General features: G+C 64.7%; 18 protein-coding genes. 11 read left to right on the top strand and 7 right to left on the bottom strand.

Annotated features, from left to right (window positions below):
- Positions 1-131: 131 nt before the first annotated feature.
- Positions 132-1658 carry a 30S ribosomal protein S1 gene (gene rpsA, locus AB656_RS01535; protein ID WP_033503318.1) on the bottom strand — a complete coding sequence of 509 codons (1527 nt, stop codon included), beginning with the start codon at positions 1656-1658 and terminating at the stop codon, positions 132-134.
- A 131-nt stretch (positions 1659-1789) separates the two neighbouring features.
- Positions 1790-2698 carry a bifunctional methylenetetrahydrofolate dehydrogenase/methenyltetrahydrofolate cyclohydrolase gene (locus AB656_RS01530; protein WP_033503316.1) on the bottom strand — a complete coding sequence of 303 codons (909 nt, stop codon included), beginning with the start codon at positions 2696-2698 and terminating at the stop codon, positions 1790-1792.
- A gap of 151 nt (positions 2699-2849) precedes the next feature.
- Here AB656_RS01530 and AB656_RS01525 point away from each other — a divergent pair, with 151 nt between their 5' ends.
- Positions 2850-3734: an ABC transporter ATP-binding protein gene (locus tag AB656_RS01525; protein WP_033503315.1), complete on the top strand. Its 885-nt coding sequence runs from the start codon at positions 2850-2852 to the stop codon at positions 3732-3734.
- Positions 3731-4582, top strand: a complete 852-nt coding sequence (locus AB656_RS01520; RefSeq protein WP_033503314.1) for a metal ABC transporter permease — start codon at positions 3731-3733, stop codon at positions 4580-4582. The genes AB656_RS01525 and AB656_RS01520 overlap by 4 nt, the downstream gene beginning before the upstream one ends.
- A 153-nt stretch (positions 4583-4735) precedes the next feature.
- On the opposite strand, the gene AB656_RS01515 is transcribed toward AB656_RS01520, so the two are convergent.
- Entirely contained in the window at positions 4736-5362 is a 627-nt protein-coding gene (locus tag AB656_RS01515) for a CarD family transcriptional regulator (protein ID WP_033503312.1), read from the bottom strand.
- Between the two features lie 231 nt (positions 5363-5593).
- On the opposite strand from AB656_RS01515, the gene AB656_RS01510 reads away from it, so the two are divergent.
- From AB656_RS01510 to AB656_RS01495, 4 genes are all read left to right on the top strand, one after another.
- A complete protein-coding gene (locus AB656_RS01510; RefSeq protein ID WP_144418972.1) occupies positions 5594-6331 on the top strand; it encodes a response regulator transcription factor in 738 nt (245 codons plus the stop codon).
- Positions 6332-6344: 13 nt separating this feature from the next.
- The gene (locus AB656_RS01505) at positions 6345-7487 is read left to right on the top strand and encodes a sensor histidine kinase (RefSeq protein ID WP_081924824.1); all 1143 of its coding nucleotides are present in this window, start codon (positions 6345-6347) and stop codon (positions 7485-7487) included.
- Between the two features lie 69 nt (positions 7488-7556).
- On the top strand, positions 7557-8231 hold the full coding sequence (locus AB656_RS01500; RefSeq protein ID WP_236681887.1) for a LexA family protein: 675 nt from the start codon (positions 7557-7559) through the stop codon (positions 8229-8231).
- The gene (locus tag AB656_RS01495; RefSeq protein ID WP_051905238.1) at positions 8224-9576 is read left to right on the top strand and encodes a Y-family DNA polymerase; all 1353 of its coding nucleotides are present in this window, start codon (positions 8224-8226) and stop codon (positions 9574-9576) included. Before AB656_RS01500 ends, AB656_RS01495 begins: the two co-directional genes overlap by 8 nt.
- On the opposite strand, the gene AB656_RS01490 is transcribed toward AB656_RS01495, so the two are convergent.
- Positions 9573-10289, bottom strand: a complete 717-nt coding sequence (locus AB656_RS01490) for a ComF family protein (protein ID WP_051905237.1) — start codon at positions 10287-10289, stop codon at positions 9573-9575. The genes AB656_RS01495 and AB656_RS01490 overlap by 4 nt on opposite strands.
- 140 nt (positions 10290-10429) lie before the next feature.
- Complete coding sequence (locus AB656_RS01485) at positions 10430-11251, bottom strand: HAD-IIB family hydrolase (RefSeq protein WP_051905236.1); 822 nt, start codon at positions 11249-11251, stop codon at positions 10430-10432.
- Positions 11252-11353: 102 nt separating this feature from the next.
- On the opposite strand from AB656_RS01485, the gene AB656_RS01480 reads away from it, so the two are divergent.
- Positions 11354-11788 carry a metallopeptidase family protein gene (locus AB656_RS01480; protein ID WP_033503309.1) on the top strand — a complete coding sequence of 145 codons (435 nt, stop codon included), beginning with the start codon at positions 11354-11356 and terminating at the stop codon, positions 11786-11788.
- Between the two features lie 24 nt (positions 11789-11812).
- Here AB656_RS01480 and AB656_RS01475 read toward each other — a convergent pair whose 3' ends face one another.
- Together AB656_RS01475 and AB656_RS01470 are read right to left on the bottom strand one after the other, a co-directional pair.
- Entirely contained in the window at positions 11813-13384 is a 1572-nt protein-coding gene (locus AB656_RS01475; protein WP_051905235.1) for a DUF5719 family protein, read from the bottom strand.
- Positions 13381-16602 carry a glycosyltransferase family 2 protein gene (locus tag AB656_RS01470; protein WP_033503308.1) on the bottom strand — a complete coding sequence of 1074 codons (3222 nt, stop codon included), beginning with the start codon at positions 16600-16602 and terminating at the stop codon, positions 13381-13383. Before AB656_RS01470 ends, AB656_RS01475 begins: the two co-directional genes overlap by 4 nt.
- A 302-nt stretch (positions 16603-16904) precedes the next feature.
- Here AB656_RS01470 and AB656_RS01465 point away from each other — a divergent pair, with 302 nt between their 5' ends.
- From AB656_RS01465 to AB656_RS01450, 4 genes are all read left to right on the top strand, one after another.
- Complete coding sequence (locus tag AB656_RS01465; RefSeq protein WP_051905234.1) at positions 16905-18356, top strand: LCP family protein; 1452 nt, start codon at positions 16905-16907, stop codon at positions 18354-18356.
- An 82-nt stretch (positions 18357-18438) separates the two neighbouring features.
- Positions 18439-19794 (top strand): LCP family protein, encoded by a 1356-nt coding sequence (locus AB656_RS01460; RefSeq protein WP_051905233.1) that lies wholly within the window; start codon positions 18439-18441, stop codon positions 19792-19794.
- A 78-nt stretch (positions 19795-19872) separates the two neighbouring features.
- On the top strand, positions 19873-21855 hold the full coding sequence (locus AB656_RS01455; RefSeq protein ID WP_051905232.1) for an FtsK/SpoIIIE domain-containing protein: 1983 nt from the start codon (positions 19873-19875) through the stop codon (positions 21853-21855).
- 73 nt (positions 21856-21928) lie between these two features.
- Positions 21929-22204, top strand: coding sequence for a WhiB family transcriptional regulator (locus AB656_RS01450; protein ID WP_033503305.1), 276 nt, complete (start codon positions 21929-21931; stop codon positions 22202-22204).
- The last annotated feature ends 48 nt before the right edge of the window (positions 22205-22252 follow it).

Raw genomic sequence — 22252 nt, 5'->3', positions numbered from 1 at the left:
CCCCTCCCCTAAACCGCCAAGCCGAACCCAGCTTGGCGCCACACGTATCCGCATACGGCGGAAGGCCTGACCCCACAGGGTGCCAGGCCTTCCGCCGTATCGTAACCGCGACCCATCACAGGGTCAACGGCTCACTGCTTCTCCTTGAGGAGCTGCTCGCGCAGGGCGGCCAGCTGGTCATCGGAAGCCAGGGTGCCCTCCGAGGAAGCCTCGGAGGTGTAGTTAGTGGCAGCGCCGTCGGACGCGGGCTGATGGCCCTTGCCGGAAGGCTGGCTGGAGGAGGAAGCGGAAGCGGATTCGGAGCTCTTGGCGTCCTCAGCCGCTGAGGCTTCGGCGTTCTCCATCTCCTTGGTCACGAAGGCCTTGTGCTGCTCCCACAGGTCGTGAGCGGCCGCGTACTGGGCCTCCCACTCCTCGCGCTGCTTCTCGTAACCGGCGATCCACTCGTTGGTGGTCGGGTCGAAGCCCTCGGGGTACTTGTAGTTGCCCTCATCGTCGTACTCTGCGGGCATGCCGTAGATGGCCGGATCGAAGTCCTCGGAAGCCGGGTCGACGGAATCGTCGGCCTGCTTGAGGGACAGGGAGATGCGGCGGCGATCCAGGTCCACGTCGATGACCTTGACGAAAATCTCCTCGCCCTGCTTGACCACGGACTCGGGGTTCTCCACGTGGCGGTTGGCCAGCTCGGAAATGTGCACCAGGCCCTCGATACCGTCGTCGACGGAGACGAAGACACCGAACTGCACAATCTTGGTGACCTTGCCCTTGACGATTTGCCCGGGTACATGAGTACGGGCGAAGCGCTGCCAGGGGTCTTCCTGGGTGGCCTTGAGCGACAGGGAGATGCGCTCGCGGTCCATGTCGACATCCAAGACCTCGACGGTGACCTTCTGTCCGACCTTGACGACCTCGGAGGGGTGGTCGATGTGCTTCCAAGAGAGCTCGGAAACGTGGATCAGGCCGTCCACACCGCCCAGGTCGACGAAGGCGCCGAAGTTGACGATGGAGGAGACCGTGCCCTCGCGGATCTGGCCCTTCTTGAGCTGGGCCATGAAGGTCTCGCGCACTTCGGACTGCGTCTCTTCCAGGTACTGACGGCGGGAGATGACCACGTTGTTGCGGTTCTTGTCCAGCTCCAGGATCTTGGCCTGAATCTTCTGGCCAATGTAGGGGGACAGGTCGCGTACACGGCGCATCTCGACCAGGGAGGCGGGAAGGAAGCCACGCAGGCCGATGTCCACGATCAGGCCGCCCTTGACAGCCTCGATGACCGTGCCCTCGACCACACCGTCGGAATCCTTGATCTTCTCGATGTCACCCCAGGCGCGCTCGTACTGGGCACGCTTCTTGGACAGGATGAGCCGGCCTTCCTTGTCCTCCTTGGTGACGACCAAGGCCTCAACCTCGTCGCCGACCTGGACGACCTCATCCGGGTCCACATCCTTCTTGATGGAAAGCTCGCGGGCGGGAATCACGCCCTCGGTCTTGTAGCCGATGTCCAGCAGTACCTCATCGTGGTCAATCTTGACGACCGTGCCTTGAACCAGGTCCCCATCGTCGAAGTTCTTGATCGTGGAGTCGACTGCCTTGATGAAGTCCTCTTTGGAACCGATGTCGTTGATAGCGACCTGAGGGACCTCTTGTGTATTCTCTGCCATTAATGAGTAGTTTTCTTATAGTTAAGCGGGAAATTACCGACCATATTCAGTTATGAGTCTTCAATTGTGAACCTTCGGCAGGCATCCGCATGCACCCGGCCTCTTCCATCATAGGTGACGGGGCGGTCAAATCAGCCGATGATCCCCGGGCGTGTCGCCATTCCTGCGGCCCTGCGCTCGGCGGCCTCGACCACATTGGCCAGGAGCATTGCCCGGGTCATGGGCCCCACTCCCCCGGGATTGGGCGTGTACGCGCTGGATACGTCGCGGGCCGCGGGATCGATGTCGCCCTTGATCAGCCAACGCCCCCGCTCCTGGTCCCAGGCCCGTGTGACGCCCACGTCGACAAGGACGGCGCCCGGCTTGACGTCCTGGGCACGGACCAGGCCAGCTCGCCCAGCCGCCGCGATGATCACATCGGCCCGGCGCAGCTGCTCGGGCAGGTTCTTGGTGCCCGTGTGGCACAAGGTGACCGTGGCGTTGATCTCGCGCCTGGTCAGGAGGAGTTCGATTGTACGGCCCACGGTCAATCCTCGGCCGACCACGCACACCTGAGCACCGTTCAGGTCGATCCGGTAAGCCTCCAGCAGGGTGAGGATGCCGCGCGGGGTGCAGGGCAGCGGCGTGTTCAAAGGCCCGGAGGCGCGCAGGACCAGCTGGCCCAAGTTGACCGGATGCATCCCGTCCGCGTCCTTGGCCGGGTCGATCCGGGCGATGACCTCCGTCTGATCCACACCAGCGGGCAGGGGCAGTTGGACGATGAAACCGGTGCAGGCCGGGTCCGCGTTCAACTCATCCACGGCCTGAACGATCTGCGCGGTGCTGGCCGTGGCCGGCAGCCTACGGCGGATGGAGCGGATGCCCACCTGGGCGCAGTCGCGGTGCTTGCCTTCCACGTATTTCACGGACCCGGGATCCTCCCCCACCAGCAAGGTCCCCAGGCCAGGGGTCTCCCCCTGCGCGCTCAGGACCGCCACTCGCTCAGCAAGCCCTGCGCGGATCCGTTCAGCCTGAGCCTTACCGTCCAACTTCACCGCCATGGGTCCCTCCCCCGTTCACTCTGCGCCACCTGTGCCCAATCAGCCTAGCCGCAGGCGCAGTCGGATGGAAGGGCCCATTGTCTATATTGAGAACAATAATCAATAAGCAGTGGAGGGGGGGATACGCCACACCTTCCCGGAGAGGCGGAGCATGCAGACGGACAGCAAGGAAGAAGACGCCATCGTCTTGGTCAACGCGGCGGCCAGACGCGGAGGACGCGAAATCTGGAGCCACGGTAGCTTCACGATACCGTCCGGCACCATCACCGCGATCGTCGGCACCAACGGGGCCGGCAAGACCACGCTGATGCAGACCGAGCTGGGGCTCCTCCCCCTGGCCGCAGGGTCCATCCAAGTCCTAGGCCAGCCCGCGGGCAAGGAGAGCGATCGAATCGGATACGTGCCCCAGTCCTACACCAGCGAAGTGGATGCCAACCTGACCGTCGAGCAATCGGTCCTGCTTGGAGTCAACGGCACCCGCTTCGGCGCCCGGCCCACCAGTTCCGCCGAACGCCGCCAGGCGCACCAAGCCATGACTTTCACCGGGATAGAGGACAGAGCCAACTCGCGGCTCTCCGAGCTCTCCGGCGGCCTGCGCCAGCGCGTGGCCATAGCCCAGGCGCTGGCCTGCGACCCCCTGCTCCTGATGTTGGATGAGCCCCTGGCGAACCTTGATCTGGCCAGCCAGAGGGAGACGGTCCACGTCCTGGCCCGGCTCAACCGACAGTTGGGCATGACGATTCAAGTGGTGGCCCACGACCTGAACATGCTCCTGCCAATCCTGGACGGAGCCGTCTACCTGCTGGACGGGCACCCCCACTACGCAGGCATCCACGACCTGCTCGACTCCGACCTCCTGACCCACCTGTACGGCACCCAAGTGGAAGTGGTCAGCACCCCCCAGGGCGAGATGTTCATCAGCCCAAGCACCGACGAGACCGCCCAGGGAAGCCACGACCTGCACCGGCCGACCGAAATCGTCCAGGAACACCACCACCAGGCCCGACCTTCGGCAGCGGAAGGGAGGCGGTCATGAGCGCCTTCGCCTTCGACCCGCGCTGGATGCAAACCCTCTCGGCCCCCTTCATGCTCAAGGCGATCGTAGCCGGCGTCCTGATCGCCATCGCCGCTGGGGCTATGGGTTACTTCACGATAGCCCGCCACTCCACCTTCGCCGCGCATGCCCTGGCCCACATAGGCCTGCCCGGCGCCACAGGCGCTGTCTTATTGGGCCTTCCGGTCTCGGCCGGGCTGGGTTTGTTCGCCTTGGGCGGGGCCTTGGTCATCGGCGCCCTAGGCAAGAAAGCCTCCCAGCGGGAGATCGCCACCGGCACGGTCCTGGCCTTCGCCACCGGTCTGGGCCTCTTCTTCGCCCGCCTATCCTCATCCGCCTCCCAGCAAATGCAGGCCATCCTGTTCGGATCGATTCTGACGGTCACCCAGGGGCAGATCATCGGTTTCGCTGCATTCGACCTGGTTTTGATCGCCGTCCTGTCCCTGGTCTACCGTCCCCTCCTCTTCTCCTCGCTGGACGAGCAGGTGGCCCAGGCCAAGGGGGTGCCGATCGCGGCCATGAATCTGGTCTACATGGCCCTGATGGCCGGCGTCATCACGATAGCTGTGCCAGCCGTAGGCACCCTGCTTATTTTCGCCCTGATTGTGACCCCTGCGGCCACCGCCAACATCCTGGCGGCCTCGCCCCTGCGAGCCATGGTCGTCTCCGGCCTCATCTGCTTGGTCTCGCTCTGGGGCGGCCTGGTCATATCGGCCATGTTCCCGACCCCGCCCTCCTTCGTCATCGTGACCCTTTCCACCCTGATGTGGGCGCTGGCCAAGGCAGGCAAGGCCCTGACGAACCAGCGCGCGACCGGACGGACCCGGTAAGCCGACCTGCCCGACCGCGCAGGTCGGGCCAGGGGACGGGAGCGAATGCGAAAACGCTTACCCGACGCCGATGCGGCACAAGACACACGCAAGAGGGACGGCCGGGATCAGTCCCCGGCCGTCCCTCTTGAACGAGTTAGCGGCGAAACGCGACTACTTCTTGGCCTTAGGCTTTGCTTTGGCCTTAGCCGCCTTGGACTTGGCCTGCTGAGCCACCCGGGCCAAGGTCTGGTCGGCGGGTTCCTTGGGCGCCTTGCTGTGATGCTTTTCATCGCCCGGACGAGGCTCCTGGTAGCCCAGGTTGACATCCAGCAAACGCTGGGCCTCCTCCTCGGTGATTTCCTCGGACAGGGCGATCTCGGAAGTCAGGATGGAGCGGGCCTTGCCAAGCATCCGCTTCTCCCCTGCCGACAGGCCGTGCTCATCCACGTCACGCTGGGAGAGGTCACGAACCACCTCGGCGATCTTGTTGACCTCGCCGGTCGCGATCTTCTCCACATTCAGCTTGTATCGGCGCGACCAGTTCATCTCCTTCTCTTCGACGATAGGGGTGCGCAGAATCAGGAAGACCTTAGACACCGCCTTGCCGTCGACGATGTCGCGCACGCCCACCTTCTTGGCGTTCTCCACGGGCACGTCGATGACCAGGCCGTCCGAGGAAAGGACGGAGAGTTGGAGGTACTTGCGGGTGACCCCTTTGACTGTCCGCTCCAACACGGCATCCACCCGGGCGGCGCCGTGACGCGGATAAACGACCATATCGCCGACCTTGTAATCCATGGACCCTCCAAGCGGCGCCAGCGGGCCAACAGCCTGAGCCAACGCCAATAAACACGCAATGATGCCAATATATTTTCACATCCACCGTGGACTTCACCGCCGCCGCCCCAACCGCCAGCGCGACGCGCGAGCCGGGGGAAAGCGCTGGGTCTACACTTTTTTAGCCCTATGACTATCCTGGAGGAAGATACACGTTCAGCGCGTCAGTAAGTAAAGGCAGAAGCGAGCATGATGAAGAACACGAGCCGCTATGCGGCAGCGACCACCATCCTGGTAGTTGAGGACGAACCGACGCTGGCCACCGCCATCGCCCAGCGCGTCACAGCCGAGGGCTGGACGGCCAGGGTGGCCTCGGACGGGGCCAGCGCTGTTCAAGCGGCCTCGCAATTCAAGCCCGACCTGGTGATCATGGATATCATGCTGCCGGTCATGGATGGGTTGGAGGCCACCAAGCGCATCGTCGCCGAGCGCCCGGTGCCGGTTCTTATCCTGACCGCCCGGGATGACGAGGCCGACAAGGTGACCGGCCTGGGTGCCGGCGCCGATGACTACATGACCAAGCCCTTCTCCATGCGGGAGCTGATCGCGCGCTGCAAGGCCCTCCTACGCCGGGTTGAGCGGGCCAAAGTCATCGCCAAGAACTCGGAGAACGAGAAACTCCTGGACTTCGGCTCCCTGGTCATCGACCCGGCCCAGCGCATCGTCAGCCAGAACGGCGAGCAGGTCCACTTGACCCCCACCGAGTTTGACCTGCTGGCCACGCTGGCCCGCAAGCCCAAGTCGGTCCTGACCAGAGAGAAGCTCCTTGAGGAGGTCTGGGACTGGGTGGACGCCTCGGGCACCCGTACCGTCGACTCGCACGTCAAGGCCCTGCGCCATAAGCTCGGCGCCCAGCTCATCCGCACCGTGCATGGTGTGGGATACGCCTTCGAGCCGCCTGAGGACAACGGCGAGCGAGGCCGGTCCTGAAGGAATCGCTGCGATGAAATCCAAGCGAACGCGAGGCCCCGCTGCCTCTGGCGCGTCCGCCCCCAAGCGCCTCCTGGCTTCGGCCGTAGGGGCCCGGCCCGGGCGGGACCGGCCAATCGGAGCTTTTTCCTCTTTGAAAGTGGAACTGTCGGTCCTGATTACCATCTCCACGGCCATCGCCTTTGTAATGGCCTGGTTCTTACTCAAGATAGGGCTGTCCGGCTGGATTGCCATGCCCCTGACCCTGGTGGTCGCCCTGGGCATCACTTACTACTTCTCGCGTGGGTTGACCGCTCCCCTGCGCCAGATGCGCGATGCGGCCGAGGCCATGGCAGAGGGGGATTACACGGTCCGCGTGCAGAGCGCCGAGGGCTCGCGGGACGAGGTAGGGCTCCTGACCCGTTCCTTCAATGAGATGGCCGAGGAGCTTCAGCACGCTGACCAAATGCGCCGGGACATGGTAGCGAACGTCTCCCACGAGCTGCGCACACCGGTCTCCGCCCTCCAGGCGATGGTGGAGAACATGGCCGATGGGGTCACCGAGCCCACACCGGCCAACCTGGAAGGCATCCTGGACCAAACCCACCGCCTGTCCGACCTCATCGCCTTCCTGCTGGACCTCTCGCGTATGGAGGCGGGCGCCGCCAGCCTGGAGGTCGAGAAGTTCAACTTCGCTGACTTCATCGACGACACAGTGGGCCCCCTGGAAATCGCCGACGCCGGGCACGCCCACGACATCCACATCGACATGCCCGCCGACATCACGATGGAGGGCGATCAGAACCGCCTGCGCCAGCTCTTCACCAACGTCATCTCCAACGCTTTGAAGCATTCGGCCGACGGGACCACGGTCCTGATCGAGGCCCATGAGGACCAGGCCCAGGACACGGTTGTGACCAATGTGGTCAACTTCGGCTCCCAGATTCCACTGGAGGCCCGCTCCGACATCTTCCGGCGCTTCGTCAAGGGGCGCACCGGTCCCGGCACCGAATCCGGGGGCACCGGGCTGGGACTGTCGATAGCCCGCTGGGCCGCCCAGCTGCACGGCGGTCAGATTCACGTGGTGGACGACACGCGCGGGGTCGATTTCGAGGTCACCCTGCCCAAATACCACATTGAGCAGGAGGAGGCCGGGACGGACCTGGACCTGTCCTGATTCCTGTCCATTCGTCGGAGCATACTGATTCGAACAAATGTTCTCATGTTCTCAGGCGAGGTGATGACGATGGGAAAACAGCCTGGTAAAGCTCCCATGGAAGCGCGCCCACAGCAGGGCGCGCGAACCGTCTCGCTCAGGGGCGTCCACTCTGTCACGCGGATGCCTCACCCGGTTCCCCTAGCGCTGGAGGCGGTCCATGCAGGCTTCCCTTCAGTGGCTCAGGACTACTTTTCCACTGAATTCTCTTTCGACGAGCACGTCTTCATCCATCCAGACTCCACGTTTGTGGTGCGGGTGGCAGGCGACTCGATGACTGGCGCGGGCATTTTCGATGGGGACCTCCTGGTCGTGGACCGGGGTCTGGACCCCTGCGACGGGGATGTGGTCATCGCGATCCTGGATGACGAATTGACCGTCAAACGCCTGCGCAGCGAAGGTGGGCGGACCTGGCTGCAGGCGGAGAACCCGGCCTACCCGGATTTCAAGCCCCAGGGAGGTGAAGTTTTGGTCGTCTGGGGGGTAGTGACCGGCAACTACCACTGGCAGCGGGAGGAGACCCCTGCACGGGCCAACCGCAATCCAGCGCCTTCCGTCAGCTGCCCAAGGCCCGGCGCGCCCACAGCCGGAGCGCCCTCGTCCGCCCGGGCGGGGCATGGGCGCCAAAGCGGCGGTCCGAGCTCGGGACAGGGCACACGCAGATCCGCCCCCTACCCCAGTGCCGGATGGGGCGGCCATGCCTGAAGACTTCAATCAAGACCAACTCTACGACCACGCTCGCCTGACCCCGCAATTCGTGCTGGCCGACGCTAACTCCTTTTTCGCTTCCTGCGAATCCGTCTTCAATCCCAGTCTGGCCGGTCGGCCTGTGGTCGTCCTGTCCAACAACGACGGCTGTGTGGTGGCCCGCTCCCCTGCGGCCAAACGACTCGGGATCGCCAACGGCACCCCCTGGTTCAAGATCCGCGAGCAGGCCGAGCGCGACGGGGTGGTGGCCCGCTCCTCCAACTACGAGCTCTACGCCTCCCTCTCCCACCGGATGATGTCCATCATGGCGAACTTCCTGCCTGAGCAGGAGGTCTACTCGATCGATGAGTGTTTCATGCTCTCCCTCTGGGACGGCCAACGAACCCAAGCCATCTGCGCGGACTTGCGCGAGACCGTCCTGCGGTCGGTCGGCATCCCGGTCAGCGTGGGCGTGGCACCCACCAAGACCCTTGCTAAAGTGGCCAATCATTGGGCTAAGAACCACCCCGGAGCCAACGGGGTCACCCTGTGGAGTCAAGTGCTGGCCCAAGACGGTGACCGGGCCCTGGCCTCGGTGCCAGTGGCCGATGTGTGGGGGGTTGGCCGACGGCTGACCAAAAAGCTGGAGTCCACGGGCATCCTGACCGCCCTGGACCTCCAACGCGCGGACCCAACGGCGATGAGGCGGCGCTTCTCCGTGCTCTTGGAGCGCACAGTCCTGGAGCTGCGCGGCACACCGGCGATCGAACGCGAGGAGGATGCCAATGGCGGAGCCCGCTCCCAGCAAATCCTGTGCTCGCGCATGTTCTCAAAACCTGTGGTCGGCTTCGGCACCCTCAGCCAAGCCCTGGGCGTCTACGCGCAGAAAGCCTGCTCCCGCCTGCGCCGGCAGGGAAGCCTATGCTCCCGGGTGCGCGTCTTCTGCTCCTCCAGTCCTTACGCGCCCGGCCAATACTCAGCGATGAGCGGGCAGACGCGCCTGGAGGATCCATCGGACGACCCCGTGGTCATCACCCGGGCCGCCAGGACCGCCTTGGCGGGACGAGTCGACCCTCATGCCGCCTACATACGCGCTGGCGTCGTTTTGGAGAACCTGCGAGACGCTAAAGGCTACCAGACCTTGGATGGCTTGGAAGCCAACCGGGACCGGGGACTGGGTCCGGCCCTGGATGAGGCGGCCCGCCGCTTCGGCCCTTTTCGGGTCGGCATCGGCTTCGGGGGCGTGCGCGGCAAAGGACGGCAGGATGAGGACACCGGAGCCGAGTGGGCCATGAACCGGCGGATGCTCTCACCCCGCTGCACCACCCGCTGGGACGAGATGGCGACCGTCCACGCTCGCTAGATGACGGGCACAGGCTCAACGGCCCGGCTGGGGTCAGATCCCCGACCGGCCCGCGCCAGGGCCAGGGCTGTCAAGGGGTAAGCCCCGGCGGTCCGAAGGGCCGCAGCGCACTGGCGGATGGTGGAACCACTGGTGACGATATCATCAACCAGGATGACTGACTGGCCAGTCAACTCAATGCCAGCCCGGGTGTGAATACGCCCGCTCAGGCGGGAGGCCCGCGCCGAGGACCCGTGGAGCTCTACGGACTTACCCCGCACCGACCCCATAATCAGCGCCAACTGAACCTGAGCTGGCAGACCGGCTTGGCGCAGCGAGGCAGCCGCGGCCCCGGCCACCGGCGGCATGTGGACCCGTCCCCGCCTGCGGACCGATTTGGATGACGAGGGGGCGGGGACAATCAGCACTTGCGAGGGAACCGGACCGAGGTTCCCAGTCCAGGCCCGCTCCAGGGACTGGACCGCCAGCTCGCCCATAGCGCGCCCTAAGGGCCTGGTGACCTCCTCATCGTCATGGTCCTTCCACTCCAGGATTGCCCGCCGGGCCCGCCCCTGGTAGCCAGCACAGGCCAGGCCGCTCCCCCAGACGAAGCCAGCGGCCGGGAAACTCCGATACTGCCGGAAGAGAGCGGCGCAGGCCGGGCACAAGACCTCGTCCGGGCAGTCGCAACCAGCGCAACCTCGGGGCACGATCAAATCACGGACTGCGGCCAACAGGCCCGGAACCCAAAGCCTCGGAACATGTGCGCTTCCATCCATGCGGGCCAGGATAAGAGGCTAGGAGGCCGATAGGCAAGGACAGCGCACCCATGTGGTCGAATGTGCCGGCGAACGTCAGAGGGGCGAAGTAGAGGTCAGGCCCGCAAAAGCGGCTCCATCGCCTCCAAAAGCTCAAGCGTGTCATCGGGATCGTTGACTCTCAGGGCCATGGTCCCAGCCTGGGCCGCCGGGTAATCGTTGCCGTCCGGATCCATCCGATCGCCCACGAAAACCATCCGGTCCACTGGCACCGACAGGATTCCCGCTAACTGTCCCACGGCGTAAGCCTTGTCAATGCCCTTGGCGGAAATGTCGACGCTGGTGGAGCCTCCCGAGCGCACTTGCAGGTCGGGCAGGTCAGCGGCCACGGCCTGGGCCAAGGCGTTCTTGCGCTCATTGGTCGGGTCCCAAGCCTCCTTAGCGTCCACCGGCGCCTCCTGGCCCAAGGCGGAGAAAGTGATCTGGCTACCGCGGTCCTCGATGCGAGGCCCCCAGGTCCGCTCCTCCCAGTCGCCCAGCTGGCGGGCCCTGCGCTCCAGGCTGTTCACGGCTGCCTCCCGCTCCTGAGCGCTCAAATCATGGGCATAAACCTGCTGCCAGCCCGAGCCGCCCCATCGGTAGTAGCGGGTGCCGGAAGTGGGCATCAGATGGAGGGCGCTCAGATCGGCGGCGGCCGGCAAAGCATCCAAGACCTGGTCCCGGAATTGCTCGAAGCGCCCGCCCGACACGATGGCCGTTGGGCGCAGGTTGGTCATGGCGGCGAAGCGGACGGCCATGTCCGGGTCCATCCTGGTCTTGGAACGGGCCAAAGTGGTGTCCAGGTCGAAAGCCAGAACCTGTGCCCTGGCGCAGATGGCGGACAAGTCCTGCTGGCGCCAAGGCCGCACGACGATTGGTGAGCGCTGGCCCAAGCCCATGAGCGACTCCTTACCCCTTGAAGCTGGCAGCGACCCCGCGCCGCTGGACAAGCAGTATCCTAGCAAGGCCTCCATATCAGGCGGAAGGGCTATGGTGGTCCCATGAATTCCGCCCGAACACCCTGGACGCAGGGCTCCTACCGTGACCTGCACGGCCGGGGTGTGCGTCGACCCACTTTCGGCTCCCGGCTCCCCCGTTCCCGCACCAACGCGGGCCTTTTCGACACGATGGTCGCCTCACAAATCAAACGCCTGGGCATGGCCTGGCCGCAGCTGGTGGGGCCGGTCCAGTTCGCTGTCGAAGATGTGCCGCCTTCGGACCCCCTGCCCTGGGACAACGAGCCCTGCGCCTTATCCCGGTCATTCGCTCCCAGCCATGGCGTCGATGCCAGAATAGTCCTCTACCGCCTGCCCATGCAGACCAAGGCCCACAGCCGCTACGAGCTGGAACTGATGATTCGCGACGAAATGGTCCTGCGCCTGTCGGAACTCTACGGCCGCCACCCGGAGGACATCGACCCCTCTTGGGGGGCCTAAGCCGGGCCGGCCGATTCAGCCCCCCTACCTGACTAAGGTCCTGTCCTGCTGGGCGCGCACACGCAGGGTCTGCGGCTCCAAAGCCTGCGCCCCGACCACAGCCAAGCCCGTCACCCCAGCCTGGGAGACCGCGTCCACCCCTACACGAGCCGACCAGGCCAAGGTGGCGTTCGAATCCTCCAAGCGCGCAAGAGCGGTGCCATGCCCCAGGTCCGCCATGCTGACGATGGTTCCCTGCCCAGGGTTCAAGTTCAGGCTCCGCGAGCCGGTTCGCTTGCCAGCGCCGTCGAGACCTACGAGCGTGGCCGAGGACTCGCGGCCGCTGACATTGACCAGCGCCAGACTGCCGACCGCTTGATCAGGCAAGGCTATGGCGCTGACCTTCCGGGCACTGGCGGGTGCCAACATGGCGAAGTCGGATTGGCCATCCTGCCCCTGCCTGGTCAGCTTAGCGGCGCTAAGCACTGGCGCATCCGCATCCAGACTCAAGCCCACCGCGCCTTCGGGTGCCTGGCCCATGTCAATCGCGGCCACTCGTCCGCCAGGCAGATCGGCTTCCTTAGCTTGGGTGGAGCCAGTGCTTAAGACCCAGGAAGCCTTGATATGGGCCTTGCCCTGGCTCATCAACAGAAGCTGGGGCTGATCGCCGCCCTCCACCCCCGGCAGGACGGCCTGACGCGACTCCTGGCCGATGTCTGTGGCGAAATCCGAGCCCAGAGCGTCGGTGCCGGACATGGCGCTCAGCCGAACCGTGGCGGCGACCGGGGCGTCGGTGCCGGTCAAACGCACGAAAAGCGCGTCCTGACCCGGCGCGGCCGCCGCCAAATCGTACACAGAATCCCCACCAGCCTTGACGGTAACCACTCCGCGCGTGTTCAAGGCCAGGGGTCCGCGCGCGCTGGTCCCATACGCTTCCAAGTTCACGCTGGCGGCCTTAGTCGAGGGGTTGTACACAACCAGCTGCTGCGACCATCCCTTCTGACTGGCTGGCAGCAAGAAGGAGCGCTCGAAGCCTGTGGGCAGGCAAGAAGCCGCCTGCACACCCCTGAGATCACCGGAAGTAGCCCAAGAGACCATCGACGACGCGGCGCCGGCCCCCTGAACGGCTTTGAGCAAGCGCGTGGATTGGATGCTGCCTCCTTCGCCGGCTGGGCTTGAGGCCGTCTGAACCTGGTCGTCGTCACTGGGGTCGGCGTCGTTCAGCTTGAGCTCGTCGTCGGATCCCACTGTGCGCGCGTAGGAGGCATAGACAGGACCAAAAGCCGCATACCGGGAAGCCGAGGCGATGTTGCCTTCATCCGGCTTAGCTTCGCCGAAACCAGTGGTGTCCGCCAAACTCATACGGGCGGGGCAGTAATCCGTCAAGTTCAGCTGACTGACCTGTCTGGAACCGATGTCCGCGACCCGCCCCTGGTCACTCAGCGCGCTCGGGGGCCTCAGCAGCAGGAGAGCCAGGGCCAAGGCGATGATGATCAGAGCCGTCAAAGCGGAGGTTACGACTCTCCCCATCCGCCGCCCTTGCGGGACTTGAGCCTTTGGGACGTCCTGGGCCTTGCTGTCCTGCTGGGCCGACTGCGGCGATGCGTTCGTGCTCATGCTGCGCTCCCTTCGCTCAGGGTCCATCGAGGCAGGGCGACCAAGCAGTAGGCCAGAAGGACCAAGCCCAACGACCAAAGCCAGACCGGCCGCCACCACAAGCCGGCAGCAGCTCGCTCACCCTCCAGGTGGACCCCCTGATGACTGGCGTCGACGCGGGTCAGGCGGAAGTAAGTGCCTGAAGGCCCGGTGACCACTTGCTGGGTTCCGTCAGCCCCGGTGATGTTAGCCGTCAAGGTCTCGGCGGGTGAAGCCGAACCGCCCATAGCTTCCTCAGCCTGCCCGGACGGCACGAAGATGCCTCCGAAGCCCAGCTGACTGATCGTCTCAATCGCCTGGGAATCCGCGCTGGCCATCAAGGCGGCGGCAGCCGAGGAGAGTCTCCGGTCAGCTTGGTCCTGCCGACCGCTCAGGGGCATGGATTGGGCGGCAGCCGAAGAGTCCACCATATCGCCCCTGGCCGTGCGCATGGAGACAAAGCCCACTTGGCGCTCGTTGACCGGCGCCAGGGCGAGGACCCGGTGAGACTCGGAACGGCTCAGGTAATCCACCGCCACCATCGGCAAACCTCCCTGCCTGGCTGCAAGGGACGAGACAGATGCGCTATGCAGCCCCACAGCGCCACAGAAAGCCAGGATGGCCAGGAGGACGACGGCAAGGACGGCCCTGGCTACTCGTGTGAGGGACCAGCGGCCCAGTAACCGTCTGATCAGACCATGGAAGCTGACGGCGGACGCTGACTGGGAGACGTCGCCGTTGGCCTCAGCCTCCAACTCGGAAGCGTCGGTGGCTGACCCCAAAGCCGTATAGGCATGGTAACCGTTACTCCAGCGTACATTCATCGCGGTGAACGGCGTGACCGCGCCCCCAGCAATCATCGCAACACAGGCCAGCAGACCTAGAAGAGCGAGCATCAGACCAGGCAAGGGCGACCCAGCGACTGGCCCGGACCAATCCTGCCCCACCGCCACGCAGGCGGAAACCGTAGCCAGGGCCGCGCCCACGATGGACAGGAACCACATGAGCCGGGAGACACGGGAAATCGAGGACAGGCAAAGACTGACCAGGGCGATTGCTGCAACGAGGGCCAAGACGCCGAGAAAGGCCAAGGATTGCCATGAATTACGAGCCAACCAAGTCGATGGTCCGCCAGAGACATCCACCCGCAGCAAGCCTGTGACCAGGTCCACCACGCTCGCTGCCCTGGGATGCCCGAAGCGGGATGAGGAGGCTTGGGTCACATCGCCGAACAACTGCCGCCAGCCTCCCTGGCCCCAGTGCCCTACCGCGTTGACCAGGGTTGGCGCCATAGCCAGGGCCGCAGGGAGGGGGATCATGACCAGCATGGTCCTGTGGCTAACCACCAGGCAGACGAAGAGGATGAAGACGACCACCAAGGCCAGCAGGAGCTGAGGTTCGGCCAGCACAACAGCCATGAAGCACAGGGAGGCGCAAGCCGCGCTCCTGGCGGAGGGGTGTGGTTGAGCCGGCTGCTCGGTGTGGTACATGCCCACAGCCCGGAAGGTGAAAGCGAAGGCCGCGGGCAGGAAAGCCAGAACGACCAGGCCTGGCAGGTCACCGTCGGCGTAAAGGGGCAGGGCGAAAGCCAAAGCGGCCCAAAGCAGACCGGAGATGGCCCGAATCGGGTTGGATCGGGTGAAGACACCAGCCAAAGCCCAGAAAGACAGGGCCGCCAAAGGCAGGCAAGCGAAGAAGAGGAAGGCCACGGCCACCCAGACCCGACCGCCGGTCAGAACGGCCAGCGGCAGCAGCAGGAGAAGGAAAGGCGTGGGCGGGCTGGGTGCGCCCAGGGCCAAACCCCAGGTCCACGGCACGGTCGCCGCGCGAGCCAGCTGCCCCAACCCTGCCGACGAGCTCAGCAAGTAGTCGGAGGTCAGGGCACCTCCTTGGAAAAGGGATTTGAGGACAGGCCAAGCGGCCCAAGCCGTGTAAACCATCACAACGACAACCATGCCCAGGGCCCAGAGGACACGGATTCGCTGAAGCCTGCGTAAGTGCGCACGAGCCAGGTTGCTGAGCAGAGGACGGGCCAACTGGTCCTCATAAGCCCTGGTGCGTGCCCTCCACTGTTTGACCTGCGCGTGGGAGGCCTGAAGTGGTTCCAAATGCTTGAACGATGTGTTGACGACCCGGGACAAGTGAAGGCGGGCCGAGAAGAGATGGCCCAAGTGGCCCAGCACACGCCAGGGGGCGCAGAGCTCGCAGACCGCCGCATAGGGCCGTTGGGCGGTCAGGCTGAGCGCAGCGAACCAGAAAGCGGCCAGAAGACGGGCGATCCAGAGCACAGGCCAGGTCAGAGGCCGATGCCCCGAGTACAAGTATGATTCGCGGGCATCGATGACCTGCATGGAGCTGTCGCGCGGGTTCTCCTGCTCGCTTTGCTCGCCATCCTTGCCGCGCAAACCCTCGTAGCGGGCCCGACGATGAGCGATCCGCGCGGCCGGGGCCACCACCACCCGGCCCCCGGACAGGCAGGCCCTCCGGCAGAAGTCAGCGGATAAGCCGAAGGTGCTGGCCCAGGAGCCCAAACCCGAGAGGGATGATAGGGTCTGCAAGGGCACCAGGGCGCCGGCCAGGCTGACCGCGAAGACATCCTGCCGGGCGTCGTACTGCTCCTGGTCGGGTTCGCCGTCCACAACCAGGCTGTTCAGCCCTCCCTTAACCGCATAGGACCCCACGTTGTGCAGGCCCCGGCCCTCCCAGTCCAGTTGTTTGGCGCCCAGCAAGGAGGCCGCGGGCGTATCACGCCAGGTGCCAACCAAGGTTTCCAAGCAGTCCTCGTCCAAGGGACGGGAGTCATCATGCAAGAGCCAAAGAGCGCGCACACTGGCGGGAAGATTAGCGTAGCCCAAAGCACGGCGCACCGCGTCACCGTACGACCTGGCCCCGTGAGCCCTCACCACTTCAATCCGCACCGTACGAGCGGGAGCCTGTCCTTGGCCCCGATCAAGCGTCAGCGTGGAGTACAAGGGCTCAGTGGTACGACCCGAGCAGTCGGCGATGATGACCAGGGAAGGCATGAGCCTCTGGCTGAACAGGCCGGACAGGGTGGCGGGCAGGTAGGTCATATCGGCCTCCACGCTCACCAGAGCCGCGACCGACGGATCCACCTCCTGCCGGACGGAGCGGGGCCGTTCGGCCAAGACGCTGGCGAGGACCTGCTGGACGTCGGAGAACACAGGAGTGGACGAAGTCATAGGCTCCAGTCTACGCAAGGCCTTGTATGAGGCCCTGAGTCCGGCAGTTCTTGCACATTTTTCACATTCGCTCCGCCCGCAGGCCCAAGCCAAGTCAGCAGAGCGCCTTCCCGCCCAGCGGCGGGCCCGGGACCCCGTCCACGCACGCCGGCAGTCGGCCTCTGGAGCTCTTGGCCGGGCCTTCCAGGCCAGCCCAAGTCTTACAATTGGCGGGAGTATGCGCGCACGACAGCTCGTAGGACCCGTCTGCCCAAGCGCGCGGCGAGCATGGAACCAGCAGCGCAGAGCAGGAAGGCGCGAACGTGACCTCACACAAGGAGAGCAACCACGACCTGCCCAACATCCGTGGGCGGGCTCGTTCGGGCCCCAAACACTCGCTTGGATTCCGAATCTCCCACCGGGCCCGCAAGGCCGTAGCCATCAGCGCGTGCGCCGCCATCGCTTTCGTAGCCGCCTTCGTCGCCGCTGCCGCGATCGAGATCCTCGGCAGCGTCAACGTCGTCCCCTCGGTCCACCAGCTCAAGGCCGGTGCCAAGACCCCAAAGCCCGAGGACATTTACAAGGGTAAGACCCTGAACGTACTCGTCCTCGGCCAGGACACACGCTCAGGCGCCGGAAACGCCGCCATCGGCGGCGATGACCCCGAAGACGCCGAGAACCACCAGTCGGACACAGCCATCGTTGCGCAAATCGCCGCTGACCGCTCCTACATTAACCTGGTGCCCATCCCCCGCGACTCAATGGTCAACGCCCCAGCTTGCACGACGAGCTCCGGGAAGACCATTCCCGCCCGGCACTACGTGATGTTCAATTCAATCTTCGCCACCGGCTACCAGCAGGGTGGCGACGTGGCCTCGGCCGCCTCTTGCGCGCTGACGGCGGTCAACACCCTGACCGGTCTGGACGTCCAACAGTTCGTCGTCGCTGATTTCAACGGACTCAAGGACGTGATCGACGCCCTGGGCGGTGTCAATATCTGCGTGCCGCAAGACACTTGGGACGGCTACACCGGCGTCGACATCAAGCGCGGACTGCAACACTTGGATGGCACCCAAGCCACCCAGTACGCGCGTATGCGTCACGGCACCGGCACGGACGGCTCCGACATCATGCGCACCACCCGCCAGCAGTACCTGATCAAGTCGCTGATGAACGAGGCCAAGAGCAGCGATGTCTACTCCAACTTCGGCAAAATGTTCCAACTATCTAAGACCTCCCTGTCGGCCTTGCAGTTCAGCCAGGGCCTGGGCAATGTGATGACCCTGTACGGTCTGGCGGACAGCATGCAACACATCGACGCCTCGCATGTCTACTCAAGGACCCTGCCTGTCGAACCCGATCCCGACTACCCCCAAGCCCGGGTGCGTTGGTCCAGCGACGCCAAGACCGTATGGGCCGCACTCCGAGCGGAGAAACCCCTGACCGATGCCGAGCTCAACCAGGTCAGGCAGCAGAATCTGGATGCCGCTGGCAAACAGGCACCATCCCAACGCGAACAGGGACAGCGGCCCCAGGCTCAGACGCAGACCCAGGGCGCCCAGGGAACGTCCCCCTCGGCTTCGGCAAACCAACAAGAGACCCCCGACCCCAAAACAGGTTTAATCACCCGCGGCGGCCAGCTGATCGACCCAGTAACTGGGGGAATCGTAGATTCCGAAGATGGAACGATCCGGGATGCGGGCAGCGGCCAGTACATCGGCATCGCCGACCGCTACCTGTCCGCCACCGTATGTGCCGTTCCTGCGCAGAAGTGAGCGGGAAATCCTCGGTGAATTCTAGCGGCATGTTAAGTCTAAGTCTGAAGAGACCGGGGGCGAGACTAGGGGATGGATCCTGATGAGCGAGAGAGAACAACGTCAATCGTCGGCACAGGAACCCCCCTCCTTCCTTCCCGCCGGTAGCTCCCAGCAATTTCGCCGCCAGCACGTGCAAGCCAGACAACCCCAGCAGACCAAGCAAGCCAGCCAGGCGCGCGAACCCCGTCGGAGCGGGGGCACAGCTCGTTCGGGCGCCGCTCCAGCCACCCCCAGGACCAGTCAGAGCATTGGGCGCGGGAAGTCCTCCCTGCCCGTAGCCTATTCCAGCGACGGGCCTCGTGCGGCCAATCCGACCCCCCCTCGCTCGGCAAGGCGCTCATCTGGCTCCTCCCGCATGGCCGGCGGAGCCAACGCATCCATGCCCCGCCCGCTGACTTCAGTCGCTCCAGCCACGAGACCTGCGGCGTTCACCGCAACAGCGGGCAAGCCCGGCCGTCATCGCGTGCGCAAGACCATAGCCATCCTTCTGGTCCTGATCCTGGGGCTCACGGCTGCTGGCTGCGGCTACACCTGGATGTGGGTGGACCGGCAGCTCCAGCATAAAAACATGCTCACACAGATGGCTTCGGGGCCGGCCACATCCTGGCTCATCCTTGGCTCGGACGAGCGCGACGGCACTCAAGGCACTGGCAGCTCAGACGATACTCCGGGATTCCGCACCGACACGATTCTGGTGCTGACCAAGCCGAAGCACGGTCCCGCTTCACTGATCTCAATCCCCCGTGACTCGTTGGTGAAGGCGGGAGACGAGGATATGAAAATCAACGCTGTCGCTAACCTGCAGGGCTACCCAGCACTGACCGGGCAGGTCGAAGTCATCACCGGCCACAAAATCGACCATGCCGCTCTGATTCGCTTCGGAGGCTTGGAAGGCGTCGTCAACGCCATTGGCGGCGTCAACCTGTGCTATGACCAGAGCGTCAACGATCCGTATTCCGGGCTCAATTGGACCGCGGGATGCCACGACGTTGACGGCGGGACCGCTTTGGCCTTCTCCCGCATGCGCTACGCGGATTCCAAGGGAGATTTCGGCCGGGCCGAGCGTCAACGGAAGGTGATTGGCGCCATCGCCCAGAAAGCGGCTTCGCCGAAGACCCTGAGCAATCCCTCCACCGACTCCAAGCTAGCCAAGGCGGCCCTAGGCGCTGTCATCGTGGATGAGAACGCTAACCCCCTGACCTTGGCGCGCATGCTCCTGGCCTTCCGTGACGCATCCGGGGCCGATGGGATCAACGGCTCGGTCTATTGGACAGACCCTGACTACTATCCAGGCGGTCTTGGCTCCACCGTGCTGCTGGATGACAAACGCAACCTGGACCTCTTCGACCGTCTCAACAAAGGCACCCACCAACCCGGCACCGTTGGCGGCATGTAAGCGGGCGTCAGGCACATTCGACCACATGCGTCTGACAGACTGGACCTGTTAGGCCACTAGGGAGCAGACTCATGACCCATGAGCGGATTCCCCCACACGCGGCGCCCACGCGCGAACGACGGCCCAGATAAATGCCAAGCCGCGATTTCCAAACTGCGTTTGGCTGGCCAAGTGGCGCCAATCCTGGCCCAGGTGGCACTCGTCGCGCTGATGGGAGCCCAGGGGCGCTGGATGTACGCGGCCCTTTTCGCCCCCAGCCTCCTAGCCAGCCTGGCGGCGGGCTTATCCACCTACTTGGGTGAACGACAGGAGCGTCAATCCCCTCGGTCGGCCCACAGGACGGTCTCTTCCAATGAACCTTGGTCAGCGGGAATCACAAACGACCTCAATCCCTGCTTCGAAACCCTCTCCCCTCCCCGCTTGGAGCGCATCCTGCCAGGACATGAGGCGCGGGACTCTGGCGGAGCCCTCTGGCAGGGGGTCGTCCGCCGCTGGCTCCTCGCAGGGGAACGCACGGACCTGACCGAGTCGCTCTGCGAGGCGGTCATCGGCGTCTGCCCCGACGGCGACTTCCGCCTGAATCTGCCCAAGCAGGGCCCGCACGCCCTTGTGGCCGGTACGACCGGATCAGGCAAGTCCGTCTTCCTACAGGCCTGGTGCCTGTCCTTAGCCTGCGCCCTGCCGCCCAACCAACTCAATTTCGTCTTCTTGGATTTCAAAGGTGGCTCCGCCTTCAACCAGCTGAGCCGACTACCCCACACAGCGGGTTCGGTCTCCGACCTGGACCTGGACCACGCGGTCCGGGCCATCGAGGGCATCGAACGCGAACTCAAGCGCCGCGAGCACCTGATTGCAGCCGAAGGGGGCACTGGAGCCAGCGACCTACGCCAACCGCCACCCCGCCTGGTTGTGGTCATCGACGAGTTCCAGGCCTTGCGCCAGCAGCTGCCGAATTATATGGACCACCTGGTCCAGCTGGCCTCCCTGGGGCGCTCCCTGGGCATGAACCTGATCGCCTGCACGCAAAACCCGATGGGCCAGGTGAGCGCCCATATGAAGTCGAACATGAACCTGAACATCAGCCTGCGGGTGCGTGAACCCCTTCAATCCAAGGAGCTGCTTGGGGCGGATTGCGCGGCGAGAATCAGCCCCAACCTGCCGGGGGCCGGTTTCTGGAGCGATGGCGATCGGTTGGAACCCTTCCGCTGCTCGCCGTGCGCGGATGTGGGCCTGGTGGTTGATCATGTGCGCTTGGCCGCCGCTTTCGCTGGCCTTAACCCAGCGAAAGCCCTTTTCACCACCCCCCTGCCTCAGCAGCTGCCGGCGCACGCAAGGGGCAAGTATGGCCCGCGTGTCAGGGACCGCTGCCCACTCCTGCCGATTGGCTTGACCGACGATGGGGTGATGACCTCTCCCTGTCTGCTCCCGATCGAGGGGAACATTGCCGTTATCGGTGGGGCAGGCCGGGGGAAGACCACCTGCTTGAAAACCATCCTCTCCCAACTTGAAGCCCTGGCTGGCCACGACCTGGGACGGGGGCCCCTTCAACTGACCTGGACCCAGCCGAGGTCTCAGGGCTTCGTCAGCCGACGAATCAGAGCGAACCCATCCGCTCCAGAATCGTGGGCAAGTCCCTGCCAGGTGCCCGGGTCGGGGCCAGTCATGCGCGCAAATGGGCAACAACGACAGGCAGACAGGTGCCAGCCCCCACGCGCACCGCACGCCCTCTGGCTGATTGACGGAGCCGACAAACTCATGGACCCCTTGAACCAGGAGCCCCTGGCCCGCCGCCTGCAAGCAGCGCTGGAGGACTCTCGCGTTGACGTGTTGCTGAGCCTGGAGTCGCCCCGCCCCCTGCGCAAGCCCGAGCTTTTCCCGGTGCGTATCCTTTTCCCCAGCGGCGACCGTGGAACGGATCTGATGGCAGGCATCCCAACCTCCCTCCTGGCGCGTCTGGGCTCCAAGGCGTCCGCCACACCGGGCCGAGCGGTCCTGGTCGGACGGGGCCAGGCCAGGGCCCTCCAATGCATGCCCTGTGGGAAATCGCCGCCAAAACCTTGAAAAGTCGGCGTAATCGTGCTTCCCTATAAGAAGTTCGAGTTCCAAAGTATGGAAGGCAAGGGGTACATCAAGCATGAGCAGCGCATTTGATTGGCGGGCCAAAGCGGCATGCCGTGACAAGGATCCGGAGCTCTTCTTCCCGGTGGGAAACACGGGCGCCGCCTACCAGCAGATTGAAGAGGCCAAGGCCGTCTGCCGGACCTGCGAGGTCATCGACGCTTGCCTGAAGTGCGCTCTGGACACCAACCAGGATTACGGGGTCTGGGGCGGTTTGAGCGAGGATGAGCGGCGGGCCTTGAAGCGCCGGGCCATGCGCGCCCGCCGAACCCAGGCCATGCAGCAGTCCTGAGCTTGGCGCAGGCATGAGGCTGGAAGCTTCGCCTTACAGCCTGTGACC

The organism is Bifidobacterium actinocoloniiforme DSM 22766 (assembly GCF_001263395.1).
GTDB classification, from domain to species: Bacteria; Actinomycetota; Actinomycetes; order Actinomycetales; family Bifidobacteriaceae; genus Bombiscardovia; species Bombiscardovia actinocoloniiformis.
This window is presented reverse-complemented; position numbering and strand designations above follow the sequence as displayed.

Excerpts from the sequence above, each read along its gene's own strand:
- rpsA (WP_033503318.1), bottom strand. The coding sequence starts at position 1,658 with ATGGCAGAGAATACACAAGAGGTCCCTCAGGTCGCTATCAACGACATC.
- AB656_RS01530 (WP_033503316.1), bottom strand. The coding sequence starts at position 2,698 with ATGGCGGTGAAGTTGGACGGTAAGGCTCAGGCTGAACGGATCCGCGCA.
- AB656_RS01525 (WP_033503315.1), top strand. The coding sequence starts at position 2,850 with ATGCAGACGGACAGCAAGGAAGAAGACGCCATCGTCTTGGTCAACGCG.
- AB656_RS01520 (WP_033503314.1), top strand. The coding sequence starts at position 3,731 with ATGAGCGCCTTCGCCTTCGACCCGCGCTGGATGCAAACCCTCTCGGCC.
- AB656_RS01515 (WP_033503312.1), bottom strand. The coding sequence starts at position 5,362 with ATGGATTACAAGGTCGGCGATATGGTCGTTTATCCGCGTCACGGCGCC.
- AB656_RS01510 (WP_144418972.1), top strand. The coding sequence starts at position 5,594 with ATGAAGAACACGAGCCGCTATGCGGCAGCGACCACCATCCTGGTAGTT.
- AB656_RS01505 (WP_081924824.1), top strand. The coding sequence starts at position 6,345 with ATGAAATCCAAGCGAACGCGAGGCCCCGCTGCCTCTGGCGCGTCCGCC.
- AB656_RS01500 (WP_236681887.1), top strand. The coding sequence starts at position 7,557 with ATGGGAAAACAGCCTGGTAAAGCTCCCATGGAAGCGCGCCCACAGCAG.
- AB656_RS01495 (WP_051905238.1), top strand. The coding sequence starts at position 8,224 with ATGCCTGAAGACTTCAATCAAGACCAACTCTACGACCACGCTCGCCTG.
- AB656_RS01485 (WP_051905236.1), bottom strand. The coding sequence starts at position 11,251 with ATGGGCTTGGGCCAGCGCTCACCAATCGTCGTGCGGCCTTGGCGCCAG.
- AB656_RS01480 (WP_033503309.1), top strand. The coding sequence starts at position 11,354 with ATGAATTCCGCCCGAACACCCTGGACGCAGGGCTCCTACCGTGACCTG.
- AB656_RS01475 (WP_051905235.1), bottom strand. The coding sequence starts at position 13,384 with ATGAGCACGAACGCATCGCCGCAGTCGGCCCAGCAGGACAGCAAGGCC.
- AB656_RS01470 (WP_033503308.1), bottom strand. The coding sequence starts at position 16,602 with ATGACTTCGTCCACTCCTGTGTTCTCCGACGTCCAGCAGGTCCTCGCC.
- AB656_RS01460 (WP_051905233.1), top strand. The coding sequence starts at position 18,439 with ATGAGCGAGAGAGAACAACGTCAATCGTCGGCACAGGAACCCCCCTCC.
- AB656_RS01455 (WP_051905232.1), top strand. The coding sequence starts at position 19,873 with ATGAGCGGATTCCCCCACACGCGGCGCCCACGCGCGAACGACGGCCCA.
- AB656_RS01450 (WP_033503305.1), top strand. The coding sequence starts at position 21,929 with ATGAGCAGCGCATTTGATTGGCGGGCCAAAGCGGCATGCCGTGACAAG.